The following is a 13,553-nucleotide window of genomic DNA, read 5'->3' as shown; positions in this document are numbered from 1 at the left end:
AGAAGATGATACTTTCTCTTGTCTTTTTCACGTTCGCGTTCATTTTTTACATACTCACGACGACTGCGTACGCGGGCTTTTGGGTATTCAGGAAGAAATGGCTGGGGCAGATAGCCACGGCTCTGGCCTTCATCGCCCTGGGCGCCACCACCATGGTCCTCATAAGCCGCGCGGGCGAGTCGGGTCACGGACCGTTCTCGAACCTCTGGGAGTCGATGGTGCTCTTTGTATGGGCGACCAACGCCGGCTATCTCCTGATGGAGTACAGGTACAAGTTCAAGGCCATCGGCGCGATAGTGATGTCCATAGTGTCGCTTGCCATGCTGGCGGCCTCGCTCCTGCCTTACAGGTTCAAGGACGTCGAGCCGCTCAACCCGGCTCTTCAGAGCAAGTGGAAATGGATGACGAGCCTGCTTTCGAAATGGGACCTCCAGAATTACGCCATAGGCTGGCTTGACTTCCACGTGGTCACTACCTTCATCGGGTACGCGGCCTTCGCAATATCTTTCGGGCTTGCCATCCTTTACCTCCTGAAGAACAGGTACGAAAGCCGGCAGCAGAGAGTAAGGCTCCTCGAAGCCATTCCCGACTCGAAGGTGCTGGATGAGATGAGCTATCGCGCCATTGCCTGGGGGTTCCCGTTCCTCGCGGTGGGGATCGTATCCGGCGCCATATGGGCCAACTACGCCTGGGGCGGCTACTGGAGCTGGGACCCCAAGGAGACGTGGTCGCTCATAACCTGGTTCATATACGCAGCATATCTCCACGCTCGTGTCACGAGGGGATGGAGGGGCAAGAGGGCCGCGTACCTCTCGATACTCGGCTTCGCGGCAGTGGTTTTTCTCTACTGGGGCGTGAGCTTCATACTCCCAGGCCTCCACGCCTACGCGTAGGGATGGCGGAATAAAACAATACGGGTGCGAGATGAGCGTAAAGACGAACGCAGAGGATAACGAGAAAGGGCTCCCAGCAATAGCGCTGGCCGGGATAATACTGGCCGTGGTCGCGGCGGTGGCGCTCATATTCATCTTCGGGCAGCGGGAGAAATTCGAGCCGGTGGTCGCGAACACGGAGATGATCGACTTCGAGCTCCCGGACCTCTCCGGAAAGACCCACAAGCTGAGCGACTTCAAGGGCAAGGCCATCTTCCTCAACTTCTGGGCGACGTGGTGCAAGCCCTGCGAGGAGGAGATGCCGTCAATGCAGGTGCTCTCCGACAACCTCGCCTCTTTCCCTTTCGTCATAGTGGCTGTGAGCATTGACAACGACAGCCCAGAGAACGTCCGAAAATTCGTCGAAAAATACGACCTGACCTTCCCGGTCCTGCATGACAGGAAGGGAAAGATAAAGGAAATATACAAGACCACCGGCGTGCCAGAGACCTTCATCATCGACCAGAACGGCGTCATCGCCGAGAAGGTGAGGGGCCCCAGGGACTGGACCGAGCCCTCGTCAACCAGGATGCTGATGGAGCTCGTACAGTTCGGGCCCAGGGAGAAAGGCGGATACCCCGCCAAGTAGTTACAAGGCATTTCATCCGGCGAATATATATGACCACCGAGGTTTCCATACCGCTTGCGTTCATGGGGGGGATACTCTCCTTCATCTCCCCGTGCGTGCTGCCGCTCGTGCCGTCCTACATATCCTTCGTGACTGGCATCTCTTTCGAGGAGCTTACGGGAGAGGGCGGGGAAGAGAAGAAGCTCAAGAAGGTAATACTCTTCAACTCCCTCATGTTCATCCTCGGCTTCTCGACCGTTTTCGTGGTCATACTGGGTTCTTCCGCGCAGCTCCTCGGGAACGTCTTCATGGAATACCAGGACATAATCCGGAAGATAGGCGGCCTGGTAATAATACTCCTCGGCATACATATCATAGGGATCATCAACTTCAGCATACTGCAGAGGGACAAGCGCCTTCATTTCTTCCGCGAGAAGCCGGCGGGGCTCCTCGGATCGTTCCTCGTGGGGATAGGCTTTGCCGCGGGCTGGACGCCCTGCATAGGGCCCATACTCTCCGCGATATTCGCCGTGGCCGCGACGACCGAGAGCCCTTGGTCGGGTATCATCCTCTTCATAGCCTATTCGGCGGGGCTGGCAATACCGTTCCTCCTCACTTCCCTGGGCATCAACACCTTTCTCAGGCATTTCAACCGGCTCAAGAGGCACATGAGGACAGTTTCGATAGTGACCGGCGTCTTCCTCATATTAACTGGGCTCTTGATATTTACCAACTCACTTGGTATCATAGCCGGGTACATAAACAGCGTAATACCCAGCATAAGCTGATTTCGACCCCTTAGCGCCGTGCCATGACCAAGCCTACAGTTGAGCTTTATGCACTCGAGGATTGCGCGCTCTGCGCCATTGACGGCTGCGCCCTTTGCAAGGACGCCCGGAGCATCATAGGCAGGGCAAGCAGTGAGCTGCCTTTTGAGTTCAAGGAGGTCGGCATAGACTCTAGCGAAGACCTCCTCCGGCGTTACAAGGGCGAAATACCGACCGTTTTCATAAACGGCAAAAAGGTATTCAAGTACAAAGTCGACGAGGCGGAGTTCAAGAAAAGGGTCAGGAGGGAAATAATCAAGGCTGGAATGTCCCGAATCTCCAAGAAGTAAGTACCTTAGCCGACCAGGCCAAAAATCCCGCAAAAGTCTCTGCCATAAACCCCGTTCAAAATCAGGTATGTTTAAGCAACCTCTGATAATTTGAGATTCTTCCCGCAATAAAGGCCGGGAATAAAAATCGATGCATACATGCATGATAAATATGTGTGCATTTTCATCCACGTCTGAACGGAATCCGGGTAAAAGGTTGATTTTTAGAGATTGCCTTTAGTCAGTCCCTCAAACGGCGGGGCTACTCGTCATGCGCTCATCCCTCTTTGCCAGGGCCGCTGTCATTGCTTTTGATAATGGAATCCGGTATCATTCTTTTCAGGCCGGAGAACCAGGGCAAGATTCGGGTTCTTCTTCCTGAAAGGAATTAATTTCCACATTATAAAAAGCAGCAAAGCCGAATACTTCCATGAAAAAACTCATATTGGTTCTTGTATTCGCGGTATGGGTCTTCCCGGCCAGCCTCCTTGCCGAAACGCCCCTCATAACCGGCCTGGAGGTCTCAAGGCCCCCGCTTACCGTGTCATTCAAGGTCAAGGACGCGTTCAGCAAGAACATCGAGGAGGCTGTAAGGAGCGGCCTTCCTACCTCGTTCAACTTCATAATCGAGCTCAGGAAAGTCAACAGGTTCCTGCCCGACGAAAAAGTGGGCAGGTGGGAGTTCAGGCATACGGTAAGGTACGACAGCCTCCGGAACGAGTACGAGGTGGTACTTGACGAGCAGGGGGACAAGACGGTGCGGACCAGGGACTTCGAAGAGATGAAAAGGGTCATGGCCGCCTGTTCCGGAGTGATAGTGGCCCCCGCGCACCTTATCCCGGGGAGCCTCTACGAGCTCCGGATAAAGGCGGCAATGGACCCGGTCGAGCTGCCGTTCCTCCTCAACTACATATTCTTCTTCCTTAAATTCCTGAACTTCGAGACCGACTGGCACGTGCATGCCTTTACGGCCTGACAAGAGATGAGCGAAACCCGTAATATAGACTCTCAGAAGTCCGACGCCGAAAGCAAAAGGCGCCGTAGAGAGCTTTTCCTTATCTTCCTCGTCGTCCCGGCGATAATAATCCTCACCCTTGTGGAGTCGCACCTCTCGGCCTTGAGCGGGGACGTGCCGATCGCCACCAACATACTCATCTTCGGCCTCATAAACATCAACATCATACTCCTTATACTCCTCGTATTCCTGATACTCCGCAACACCGTAAAACTTTTCATGGAACGGAAGCGGCAGGTCATGGGCTCGAAGCTCAGGACCAAGCTCGTCACGTCGTTCGTGGCCCTCTCAATAGTGCCGACGGTCCTCCTTTTCGTGATAGTCATAGGCTTCATCAACAGGTCGATTGACGGGTGGTTCGGCATAAAGGTCGAGGACTCTCTCCAGGAGTCGATGGAGCTCGCCCAGAACTACTATAAGGACATGCACGACAGGGTCGAGGCGGCGTCGAGGGCCCTTGCCGACTCCATCGGGGCCGGGAGCGCCGAGTCCGATGCCAGGGAGGACTTCATAAGGCGGAAGATGGTCGAGTGGGACCTCTCCACGGTCGAGGTCTTCACTTCGGACGGGAAGAGGGAGCTTTACACCGTTGCCGACAAGATAACAAGGAACATGGTCCCCGACACCGACGAGGATGCCGTCCGGAAGGCGCTCTCGGGAGAGGCGTCCAGCTATATCCAGACCCTCAAGGTGGGCGACGTGGTAAGGGCTGTCGCGCCGCTTCCGCCCTCGGTCGGCGGCCATCCTTCCGGGGTAGTGGCCGTGAGCTACTATGTCCCGCGAAGCCTCATGGACAAGATGAAGGAGATATCCGCGGCCTTTGAGGGCTACAAGCAGCTTAAGCTCCTCAAGTACCCCGTGAAGGCGAGCTATTTCACCATTCTTCTCATAATAACCCTCTTCATTGTCTTCTTTTCCATCTGGATAGGGCGGTATCTAGCGAAGGAGCTTACCGTCCCCATACACGAGCTTGCTGAAGGGACCCATGCCGTGGCGAGCGGCAACCTCGACTACAGGATAAACGTCGAGTCCGACGACGAGATAGGCCTGCTGGTCAAGTCCTTCAACAGGATGACCGAGGACCTGAGGACAGGCAAATACAAGATAGAGGCCGCGAACCTGGACCTCAGGCGCACCAACATGGAGCTCGACCAGAGGAGGAGGTACATAGAAATAGTCCTCGGGAACGTCCCGGCAGGTGTAATCTCCATCGACAAGTCCGGAAAGATAGTCTCCATAAACCGGGTGGCCGCCCAGATGCTCGGGGCCGGCGAGGAGAACATCATAGGGAGGAACTACAGGGAAGTGCTCCGGGAGGAGGACAGGGAGGTGCTCCGGGAGATGATACGCGCCATGAGCGAGATGGGGCTCGAATCGATGGAGAAGCAGATGAGGGTCGAGGTGGACGGCAAGGTAATGACCGTGCTTGCCAACCTCAACGCCCTGAAGGACGACTCCGGCAACTACCTCGGCATGGTCGCGGTCCTCGACGACCTTACCCATCTCGTAAAGACCCAGAGGATGTCGGCCTGGAAAGAGGTGGCGAGGAGGATCGCCCACGAGATCAAGAACCCGCTCACCCCCATAAAGCTTTCGGCGCAGAGGCTCCGCAAGAAGTACCTGGACAGGTTCCCGGAGGACGATACCGTTTTCGACGAGTGCACCATGACCATAATAAAGCAGGTAGATGAATTGAAGGCCCTCGTAAACGAGTTCTCGAGCTTCGCGCGGATGCCCGCCGCCAACCCCAGCCCTAACGACCTGAACGAGGTCGTACGCGAGGTCATGACGCTTTACAAGCCAGGGCAGAGGGCGATAAGCTTCGAGTCTTCGCTCGACGACCGCCTGCCGGTCCTTGATATTGACAGGGACCAGATAAAAAGGGTACTTATTAACCTGATGGACAACGCCATAGCCGCGGTCGGCGACGAGGGCGGAGCTGTCCGCATCGAGACGGCCTATATGCCGGAGCTGCAGCTCGCCAGGCTCGAGGTCATAGACACCGGCCCGGGCATCCCCACGGAGGCCAAGCAGAAGCTCTTCGAGCCGTACTTCTCCACCAAGAAGACCGGCACGGGGCTGGGGCTTGCCATCACGAGCAACATAATAGCCGACCACAACGGGTACATAAGGGTAAGGGACAACCAGCCCAGGGGCACCCGGTTCGTAATCGAGCTTCCCGTAAAGACCGTGACCATATGAAGACGACAGTCCTGGTAATCGACGACGAAAAAGAGATAAGGGAAGCGCTCCTAGGCGTCCTCAAGGACGAGGGGCACGAGGTCGTTACCGCCGGTAGCGCCGAGGAGGGGCTTAAGAAACTCGAGGTCAGGCAGCCCGACGCCGTGCTCCTGGACATCTGGCTCCCGGGCATGGACGGGGTCGAGGCCCTGAAGGAGATTAAATCAAGGCACCCGGGCCTGCCGGTCATAATGATATCCGGGCACGCCAACATAGACACGGCCGTAAGGACGACCAAGCTCGGGGCCTACGACTTCATCGAAAAGCCGCTCTCGCTCGAAAAGGTCACCCTTACGGTCGAGCACGCCATAGAGCAGAAGAGGCTTACCGAGGAGAACAGCAACCTCAGGCAGAAGGTCGGCGCCAGGTTCGAGATAATAGGCGGCTCCCAGGCCATACAGTCGCTCAAGGCCGATATAAGGAAGGCGGCCCCGTCCAATTCATGGGTACTCATAACCGGTGACAACGGCACCGGCAAGGAGCTTGTCGCAAGGAACATACACCTCCTCTCGACCAGGTCGGGAAGGCCTTTCATCGAGGTCAACTGCGCGGCAATTCCCGAAGAGCTTATCGAGAGCGAGCTCTTCGGGCATGAGAAGGGCGCGTTCACGAACGCACTGGCCCAGAAAAAGGGCAAGTTCGACCTGGCCGACAAGGGCACCATATTCCTGGACGAGATAGGGGACATGAGCCTCAGGACACAGGCCAAGATACTCCGCGTCCTCCAGGAGAAGAGCTTTGAGAGGGTGGGGGGGACCGAGCTCATCACGGTCGATACCAGGGTGATCGCCGCCACCAACAAGAACCTGAGCGAGGAGGTCGCAAGAGGGAGGTTCAGGGAAGACCTCTATTACAGGCTCAACGTGATACCGTTCCATGTCCCGCCCTTGAGGGAGAGGAGGGAAGACATACCCCTTTTGATGGAGCATTTCCTCAAGGAGTTCGCGCGGGAGACGGCAAGGGAAGTCCTCTCCGTAAGCCCCGAGGCCAGGGAGATGCTTTATTCGTACGACTGGCCGGGGAACGTCCGGGAGCTTAAGAACCTCATGGAGAGGCTCGTCATAATGACCCATTCCCATACGATAACGTCCGGCGACCTCCCTGCGTATATCAAAGGTTCCCAGTCCGTCCAGCCTGGCTTCATCTCCAGGAGCGATCTCCTCAAGGAGGCCAGGAAGGACTTTGAAAAGGAATTCATCTCAAGGAAACTCAAGGAGTTCGGGGGGAACATCGCCCGGACCGCCGAGGCCATAGGCATAGAAAGGAGTCATCTTTATAGAAAAATCAGGAGTTATGGGATAGAGAACGAAGACGCTTCAGCAGATCTGGCATAAAAAGCCCTCCAACAACCGGAAACACTCATCTCGCCCTGGGCCTGTCAGTTTAAATTAAAAATGTATTTTGCCTTGACATTCAGTCACAAGATGTTACTATTGGTTCATTAATACATTTTTTGTGAATGGTCAGGGCAAATGGCGCGACTCCTCAGAAAACAGGCGGCGGTAGCTTGCATGAGAAAACCACTTGTCCTCGTAGTGGACGACGACGATTTCGTAACGGGCGCGCTCGAGATACTCCTCAGGGAGAGCTATGAGGTCCTGAAGGCCCGGACCGGCCATGAGGCCCTCTCTCTGGCACGTTCGAGGCCGGTGGAAATAGTGCTCCTGGATCTTAAGCTGCCGGGCATGGACGGGCTTGAAACGCTCGGGCGGTTGAAGGAGCTCGACGGCTCGATCGAGGTCGTAATGCTCTCCGCCCTCGACAGCGCCGAGCAGGCGGTATCCTCCCTCAGGAAAGGCGCCTACGACTACATAGCCAAGCCCTTTGACGGGGATGAGCTCCTTGCCACACTATCGAGGCTGTCCGAAGGGCTTAAGCTCAAGAGCGAAATCGAGTTCCTCAAGGAAGAGCTTAACGAGCGGAACGGCCTCAGGTACCTGAACGGCGAGATGATAAGCAGGTCGCCCGCGATGCGGAAGGTTTTCGGGCTCATGCAGGCGGTGAGCAGGACCTCGTCAGGGGTGCTCATAACGGGCGAGAGCGGCACCGGCAAGGAGCTCGTCGCAAGGGCCATTCATTTCATGAGCGACAGGAGGGAGAAGCCCTTCGTGGCCGTGAACTGCGGGGCGGTGCCATCAGAGCTCATGGAAAGCGAGCTCTTCGGGCACGAGAGGGGGGCTTTCACCGGGGCGCACCAGAGGAAGATCGGGAAGTTCGAGCACTCCGACACTGGCACGCTCTTCCTTGACGAGGTATCGACGCTACCCATGCACCTCCAGATAAAGCTCCTAAGGGTGCTGCAGGAGAGGTCCTTCGAAAGGGTCGGCTCGAATTCTTCCATCACGATCGACATAAGGGTGATAGCGGCGTCGAATGCGCGCCTTGAGGACGAGGTCTCGGCGGGCCGCTTCAGGGAAGACCTCTTCTACAGGCTCAAGGTTGTGCCCATAGAGCTCCCGCCCTTGAGGGAGAGGAAGGAGGACGTGCCTTTGCTCGTCGAGCATTTCCTCGAAAAGCTCTCCAAGAAGTGCGGCAAGAGGGTGGAGGGGGTCCATCCGGAGGTCATAAGGGCGTTCATGGATTACGGGTGGCCCGGGAACATCAGGGAGCTTGAAAACCTCCTGGAAAGGCTCGTGGTGCTCGCGCCCGAGGGGGGTCTCATAAGGGCCGACGACCTGCCGATGGGCATGCCGGCGCTAGCGGACGAGGCGGCTCCGGGAAAGGAGATGACGCTGGATTTCAAGGAAGCGGTCAAGGCCTTCGAGAGGCGCTACATAAAAGGCGCGCTGGACAAGGCCAACTGGAACAGGGCTGAAACGGCGAGGGCGCTCAAGATCCACAGGAATACGCTCCTCCTCAAGATGCGCGAGCTGGGCATAAAGGGGCCGGGGAGCGCCCCTTCCGGGTGGAAAAGGGGGTAGCAGGGTGTTGAAAAACACCCTGCTAAGCAATCCACGGATGGATTGCCAAATTGCAATGGCTGAAAATGTCGAGCAATTTATGAGGCTTGGACGGATTCATTCCGGCCAGGCCGTGGTTGAAAAAGTCCAGGAAAGACTTTTTCAACGTCCTGATAGGCCGATCAGGCAGCCTTGTCATCTTCGTAAAGCCGTTTTTCGCAGTCCGGGCAGAGGCTGTGCGTGAATTCGGCGGTGGAGCGGTCTTCTATATATTTTTCTATTCTCATCCAGTAGCCCCTGTCGTCCCTGATCCTCTTGCAGTTCGCGCAGATGGGTATGAGGCCGCTAAGGGTCTTTATGCGGGCGAGCGCCTCCCTCAGCTCGTTTTCCGTCCTCTTCCGTTCCGTAATGTCCTGGACCGTGCCCCTTACGGCCACCGGTTTTCCGTTACGAAACTCGGTCCTGCCGATGGCCTGGACGTATTTAGTCTCGCCCCTGACCTCCACCCTGAAGTCGAACTCGTACCCGCCGCCTCCGGCGAGCGCGTCACTTATGGCGTTGTTGAGTGCCTCCCTGTCGTTCGGATGCACCATCTTTATGAACTCCTCCATGTTCATGGGCTGACCTTCCCGGAGGCCGAATATCCTGTACGCCTCGCTCGAGCCGCATATCTGGTCCCTTTCAGGCTCCCATATCCAGTTCCCGAGCCTTGCCGTACGCTGGGCCTCGGCGAGCATCCTTTCGCCGAGCTTCCTCGCCGTTATATCCTGGTTTACCGTGACCGCGCCGGTTATCCCGCCCTTTTCATCGGTGAGCGGCACAGCCGAATTGATTATGAACCGGCGCGCCCCGTCGAAGCCCTCGATCTCCACCTCTTCGCTTACGGAGGTCTCGCCCCTTTCAATGGCCCTTGCGCCCGCCCATTCGTGCGACGGGATGGGCTTGCCGTTTTCCGCCCACCATGCCTTGTACTCGCCGTAGCCCTCGATGCCGACCTGCTTTATGCCGCCCCAGATCCTCTGTCCCTCCTCGTTCCCCTCCACGATGTTGCCGCTACCGTCCAGTATCCACACGCCCACGGGCAATATGGCAAGCACCCTTTTAAGGAGCCCCCGTTCCCTTAAGACGGCCTGCTCGGCCCTCCTCCTAGCGGTTATGTCCCTCCATGAGACTATCGCGCCCAGGAGCTTACCGGATTTATCGAAGACCGGGCCGGCGTTGGCGAGGACGAATATCTCGCTCCCGTCGGGCCTCCGGAGCGTGAACTCCATGTCGCTTATGACCCGGCCTTCCCGGAGAGCGATGAAAAGCGGGTTTTCCTCCTCCTTGAGCTTCCTGCCGTCCGGATGGTAGACCGGGCACTTGCCGGCAAGGTCCTTGAGCTTTAGCCCCTCGATGCTTTCCCCGCCGTTCCCCGACATGCGTAGCGCCTCCCTGCTTGCCATCCTCACGGTCTCGTCAGGCGCGGAGGCTATTATGATGCCCTCCGGTATATACCCCATAAGGGCCTCTATGGTGGCGGGGTTTTCTTCGAGGCTCCGCCTGTGCTCGGCCTCTTTTTTTTCCAACTCCCTTACCCGCCTTCTGAGCCTCTCCAGCTCTCCCTCTGTTCCGTGTCGGTCGGCATGGTCCATAAACACGCTCCTTTTCCGGCTTTTTGCCGCAGTGCTCAGATATGGGAGCCGTCGAATCCTATTTTTAGTATAACATAAGGAACCTGAGCGCCCCGCTCCCGGACCTGGATACGGCTCGCCCCTTCAGATTGTAAATTGAAAAGCAGGCCGTTTTGTGTTATGAATCGTGTGTTTCTATGTTCCTAAGAAAAAGTCTCAACGGGGTGGTTCAATGGCAGGGCATTCCAAATGGGCCAACATCAAGCACAAGAAGGCCAAGTCTGACGCGAAGAAGGGCAAGGTCTTCACGAAACTCGTGAAGGAGATCATGGTAGCGGCCAAGAGCGGGAGCGACCCGGCGGGGAACCCCAGGCTCAGGCTCGCGGTCGAGAAGGCCAAGGCAGAGAACCTTCCTGCCGACAATATAGACAGGGCCATAAAGAAGGGTGCGGGCGAGCTCGAAAACGTCGTCTACGAAGAAGGCGTCTACGAGGGCTACGGGCCCGGCGGGGTCGCCGTCATAGTGAACTTCATGACCGACAACAGGAACAGGACCGCTTCCGAGGTGAGGCACGCGTTCTCGCGTTTCGGGGGAAGCCTGGGCCAGAGCGGCTCGGTCGCGTACATGTTTGAAAAAAGGGGCGTCTTCACATTCGACATGGGCTCGATCACTGAAGAAAAGCTCATGGAGGCCGCGCTCGAGGCCGGGGCCGAGGACGTCGTTACTAACCAGGACGACAGGGTCTTCGAGGTGTATACCGAGCCCACTGAATACGCCAGGGTCAAAACGGCTTTTGACCAGGCCGAGGTCCGCTATTCGCATTCCGACATAGCGATGGTGCCGAAGACCACGGTTAGGGTCGAGGGCAAGTCCGCCAGGCAGGTGCTTAACCTCCTTGAGGAGCTGGAGGACCTGGACGACGTCCAGTCCGTGTACGCCAACTTCGACATCCCGCCTGAGGAGATGTCGAGCATCGCCTCCTAAATAGCAGCCTTCAAGGTGAAAACTATGGTCCTGGGAATCGACCCCGGAAGCGTCTCTACAGGATACGGAATAGTGGAGAGAAAGGGCAATGCGCTCGTCCGCGTCTGCCACGGGGACATATCTCCCGGTGGCGGGCTTCCGCTTTCCGCCAGGCTCCTCTGCATATCCACGAGGCTACGGGAGATAATAAAAGAGTTCAGGCCCGAAGCCGTTTCGCTCGAATCGGTCTTTTACGCGAAGAACGCGAGGAGCGCCATTACGCTCGGGCAGGCGAGGGGGGCCCTGCTCGTCACCGTCGCCGAGTTCGGCATACCGGTCTACGAGTATTCCCCTGCCTCGGTCAAGCAGGCCGTGACCGGAAACGGCAGGGCCGCAAAGGAAGACGTGCAGAAGATGGTGGGGCTTCTCCTCAAGACCGGGCTTATCGCAGGAAAAAATGATGCGACCGACGCCCTAGCCCTCGCCATCTGCCACCTTAACAGCCATTCTTCCAGCCTCCGCATAAAAGGGGAGGCCGCAGTTTTACCCTCCAGGCGCACCATATGATCGCCAGCATAAAAGGGCGCATAATACACAAGACGACCGAATCGGTGGTCGTCGAGACCGGCGGGGTGGGCTACGAGGTCTTCATCCCGCTGTCCACTTTCTACACCCTCCCTCAAAACGGCGAGACAGTAAGCCTCCGGGTCCATACCCATTTGAGGGAGGACGCCATACAGCTGTACGGGTTTCTTACCCAGGAGGAGAAGGAGGTCTTCCAGCTCCTGATAAGCGTCTCGGGCGTGGGTCCGAAGCTTGCCCGGAACATCCTCTCAGGTGTCGCGGTAGGCGACCTCATACAGGCCATAGGCTCGTCGGACAAGGCGCGGCTCGGCTCAATCCCGGGTATCGGGGCAAAATCGTCCGAGAGGCTCATCCTGGAGCTTAAGGACAAGATAGGCTCAATATCCTTCAAGGGCGCGCCTCAGGAAGAGCCCGCGTCCGGCAAGGACCCGCTCGTAAGCGACGTTGTGTCTGCCCTCGAGAACCTCGGCTACAGGAGCGTGCCCGCCGAGGAGGCGGCAAAGAAGGCGGCCCGCTCGCTCGGCGACGAGCCTGCCTTCGAAGAGGTATTGAAGGAATCGCTCAGGCTCATTTCAAAGACAAGGACATGAACGAATGGAAGACGAGCGCGAGATAACGCCCGCGAAGCTTAAAGAAGACGAGTTAGAGGCTACGCTCCGGCCCAGGCTCCTGGACGACTTCATAGGGCAGGAGAAGCTCAAGGAGAACCTCAAGGTCTTCATACAGGCCGCGAAGGGCAGGGGAGAGGCGCTCGACCATGTGCTTTTCTACGGCCCCCCGGGGCTCGGCAAGACCACGATGGCAATGATAATCGCCAACGAGCTCGGGAGCCAGATAAAGGCCTCCTCGGGCCCTGTCATAGACAAGGCGGGCGACCTTGCGGCCATGCTCACCAACATCGAGGACAGGGACGTCTTCTTCATAGACGAGATACACAGGCTTACCCCGGCCGTCGAGGAGATACTGTACCCGGCAATGGAGGACTACCACATAGATATCCTGATAGGCCAGGGGCCTTCGGCGAGGTCGGTGAAGATAGAGCTTCCGAAGTTCACCCTCATCGGCGCGACTACCAGGGCCGGGCTCCTTACCTCGCCCCTGAGGGACAGGTTCGGCGTGATGCTGAGGTTCGATTTCTATGCCGCTTCCGAGCTCAAGACCATAGTCGCGCGCTCGGCCTCCATACTCGATGTCGAGATAACCGACGACGGCGCGGAGGAGATAGCCGGGAGGTCGAGGGGTACCCCGAGGGTGGCGAACCGGCTCTTGCGGCGGGTGAGGGACTTTGCCCAGGTCAAGGCAAAGGGCGTCATAACAAGGGACGTCGCCTCAGGCGCGCTCTCCATGCTCGAGATAGACTCGAAAGGGTTCGACAAGATGGACAGGAGGATGCTCCTCACCATAATAGACAAGTTCGGCGGAGGGCCGGTGGGCATAGAGGCGCTTGCATCCGCGCTCCATGAAGAGAAGGACGCCATCGAGGACCTCCACGAGCCCTACCTCCTGCAGGAGGGGTATCTCAACAGGACCCCCAGGGGCAGGGTCGCTACGGAGCTCGCGTACGCGCACCTGGGAAGGCCCTACAGGAAGACGGCGAGCGCGGGGAAGCATGACGGGCTGTTTTAACAGGCTGCTGAAA

At 57.5% G+C, this 13,553-nt stretch carries 13 protein-coding genes; 12 read left to right on the top strand and 1 reads right to left on the bottom strand.

Features of this window, described 5'->3' with window-relative positions; genetic code table 11:
• Positions 1–5: 5 nt before the first annotated feature.
• The 8 genes from ccsB (at position 6) to QY316_07145 (ending at position 8,773) form a co-directional block, all read left to right on the top strand.
• Positions 6–893 (top strand): c-type cytochrome biogenesis protein CcsB, encoded by an 888-nt coding sequence (gene ccsB, locus QY316_07180; GenBank protein WKZ31705.1) that lies wholly within the window; start codon positions 6–8, stop codon positions 891–893.
• Positions 894–924: 31 nt separating this feature from the next.
• The gene (locus QY316_07175) at positions 925–1,521 is read left to right on the top strand and encodes a TlpA disulfide reductase family protein (protein WKZ31704.1); all 597 of its coding nucleotides are present in this window, start codon (positions 925–927) and stop codon (positions 1,519–1,521) included.
• Positions 1,522–1,550: 29 nt separating this feature from the next.
• On the top strand, positions 1,551–2,288 hold the full coding sequence (locus tag QY316_07170) for a cytochrome c biogenesis protein CcdA (GenBank protein WKZ31703.1): 738 nt from the start codon (positions 1,551–1,553) through the stop codon (positions 2,286–2,288).
• Between the two features lie 23 nt (positions 2,289–2,311).
• The gene (locus tag QY316_07165; GenBank protein WKZ31702.1) at positions 2,312–2,617 is read left to right on the top strand and encodes a glutaredoxin family protein; all 306 of its coding nucleotides are present in this window, start codon (positions 2,312–2,314) and stop codon (positions 2,615–2,617) included.
• Positions 2,618–3,026: 409 nt separating this feature from the next.
• Entirely contained in the window at positions 3,027–3,572 is a 546-nt protein-coding gene (locus QY316_07160; protein ID WKZ31701.1) for a DUF4390 domain-containing protein, read from the top strand.
• Positions 3,573–3,578: 6 nt separating this feature from the next.
• Positions 3,579–5,813: an ATP-binding protein gene (locus QY316_07155; protein ID WKZ31700.1), complete on the top strand. Its 2,235-nt coding sequence runs from the start codon at positions 3,579–3,581 to the stop codon at positions 5,811–5,813.
• Entirely contained in the window at positions 5,810–7,186 is a 1,377-nt protein-coding gene (locus QY316_07150) for a sigma-54 dependent transcriptional regulator (protein ID WKZ31699.1), read from the top strand. Before QY316_07155 ends, QY316_07150 begins: the two co-directional genes overlap by 4 nt.
• A gap of 177 nt (positions 7,187–7,363) precedes the next feature.
• Positions 7,364–8,773, top strand: a complete 1,410-nt coding sequence (locus QY316_07145) for a sigma-54 dependent transcriptional regulator (GenBank protein ID WKZ31698.1) — start codon at positions 7,364–7,366, stop codon at positions 8,771–8,773.
• A gap of 161 nt (positions 8,774–8,934) precedes the next feature.
• Here the strand turns inward: QY316_07145 and QY316_07140 are convergent, their stop codons facing one another.
• Positions 8,935–10,386 carry a PAS domain S-box protein gene (locus QY316_07140; GenBank protein WKZ31697.1) on the bottom strand — a complete coding sequence of 484 codons (1,452 nt, stop codon included), beginning with the start codon at positions 10,384–10,386 and terminating at the stop codon, positions 8,935–8,937.
• A 211-nt stretch (positions 10,387–10,597) separates the two neighbouring features.
• Between QY316_07140 and QY316_07135 the strand changes: the two genes are divergently transcribed.
• The 4 genes from QY316_07135 to ruvB are packed head-to-tail and all read left to right on the top strand — an operon-like array spanning position 10,598 to position 13,540.
• A complete protein-coding gene (locus tag QY316_07135) occupies positions 10,598–11,350 on the top strand; it encodes a YebC/PmpR family DNA-binding transcriptional regulator (GenBank protein WKZ31696.1) in 753 nt (250 codons plus the stop codon).
• Positions 11,351–11,374: 24 nt separating this feature from the next.
• Positions 11,375–11,896, top strand: coding sequence for a crossover junction endodeoxyribonuclease RuvC (ruvC, locus tag QY316_07130; protein ID WKZ34093.1), 522 nt, complete (start codon positions 11,375–11,377; stop codon positions 11,894–11,896).
• The gene (gene ruvA / locus QY316_07125; protein ID WKZ31695.1) at positions 11,893–12,504 is read left to right on the top strand and encodes a Holliday junction branch migration protein RuvA; all 612 of its coding nucleotides are present in this window, start codon (positions 11,893–11,895) and stop codon (positions 12,502–12,504) included. The genes ruvC and ruvA overlap by 4 nt, the downstream gene beginning before the upstream one ends.
• Before the next feature lie 4 nt (positions 12,505–12,508).
• The gene (ruvB, locus tag QY316_07120; protein WKZ31694.1) at positions 12,509–13,540 is read left to right on the top strand and encodes a Holliday junction branch migration DNA helicase RuvB; all 1,032 of its coding nucleotides are present in this window, start codon (positions 12,509–12,511) and stop codon (positions 13,538–13,540) included.
• Positions 13,541–13,553: the final 13 nt, after the last annotated feature.

It is taken from the genome of Thermodesulfobacteriota bacterium (genome assembly GCA_030583865.1).
Taxonomy (GTDB): domain Bacteria; phylum Desulfobacterota; class GWC2-55-46; order GWC2-55-46; family GWC2-55-46; genus UBA5799.
This window is presented reverse-complemented; position numbering and strand designations above follow the sequence as displayed.

Coding starts and splice junctions, on each gene's coding strand:
- ccsB (WKZ31705.1), top strand. CDS start 6: ATGATACTTTCTCTTGTCTTTTTCACGTTCGCGTTCATTTTTTACATA.
- QY316_07175 (WKZ31704.1), top strand. CDS start 925: ATGAGCGTAAAGACGAACGCAGAGGATAACGAGAAAGGGCTCCCAGCA.
- QY316_07170 (WKZ31703.1), top strand. CDS start 1,551: ATGACCACCGAGGTTTCCATACCGCTTGCGTTCATGGGGGGGATACTC.
- QY316_07165 (WKZ31702.1), top strand. CDS start 2,312: ATGACCAAGCCTACAGTTGAGCTTTATGCACTCGAGGATTGCGCGCTC.
- QY316_07160 (WKZ31701.1), top strand. CDS start 3,027: ATGAAAAAACTCATATTGGTTCTTGTATTCGCGGTATGGGTCTTCCCG.
- QY316_07155 (WKZ31700.1), top strand. CDS start 3,579: ATGAGCGAAACCCGTAATATAGACTCTCAGAAGTCCGACGCCGAAAGC.
- QY316_07150 (WKZ31699.1), top strand. CDS start 5,810: ATGAAGACGACAGTCCTGGTAATCGACGACGAAAAAGAGATAAGGGAA.
- QY316_07145 (WKZ31698.1), top strand. CDS start 7,364: ATGAGAAAACCACTTGTCCTCGTAGTGGACGACGACGATTTCGTAACG.
- QY316_07140 (WKZ31697.1), bottom strand. CDS start 10,386: ATGGACCATGCCGACCGACACGGAACAGAGGGAGAGCTGGAGAGGCTC.
- QY316_07135 (WKZ31696.1), top strand. CDS start 10,598: ATGGCAGGGCATTCCAAATGGGCCAACATCAAGCACAAGAAGGCCAAG.
- ruvC (WKZ34093.1), top strand. CDS start 11,375: ATGGTCCTGGGAATCGACCCCGGAAGCGTCTCTACAGGATACGGAATA.
- ruvA (WKZ31695.1), top strand. CDS start 11,893: ATGATCGCCAGCATAAAAGGGCGCATAATACACAAGACGACCGAATCG.
- ruvB (WKZ31694.1), top strand. CDS start 12,509: ATGGAAGACGAGCGCGAGATAACGCCCGCGAAGCTTAAAGAAGACGAG.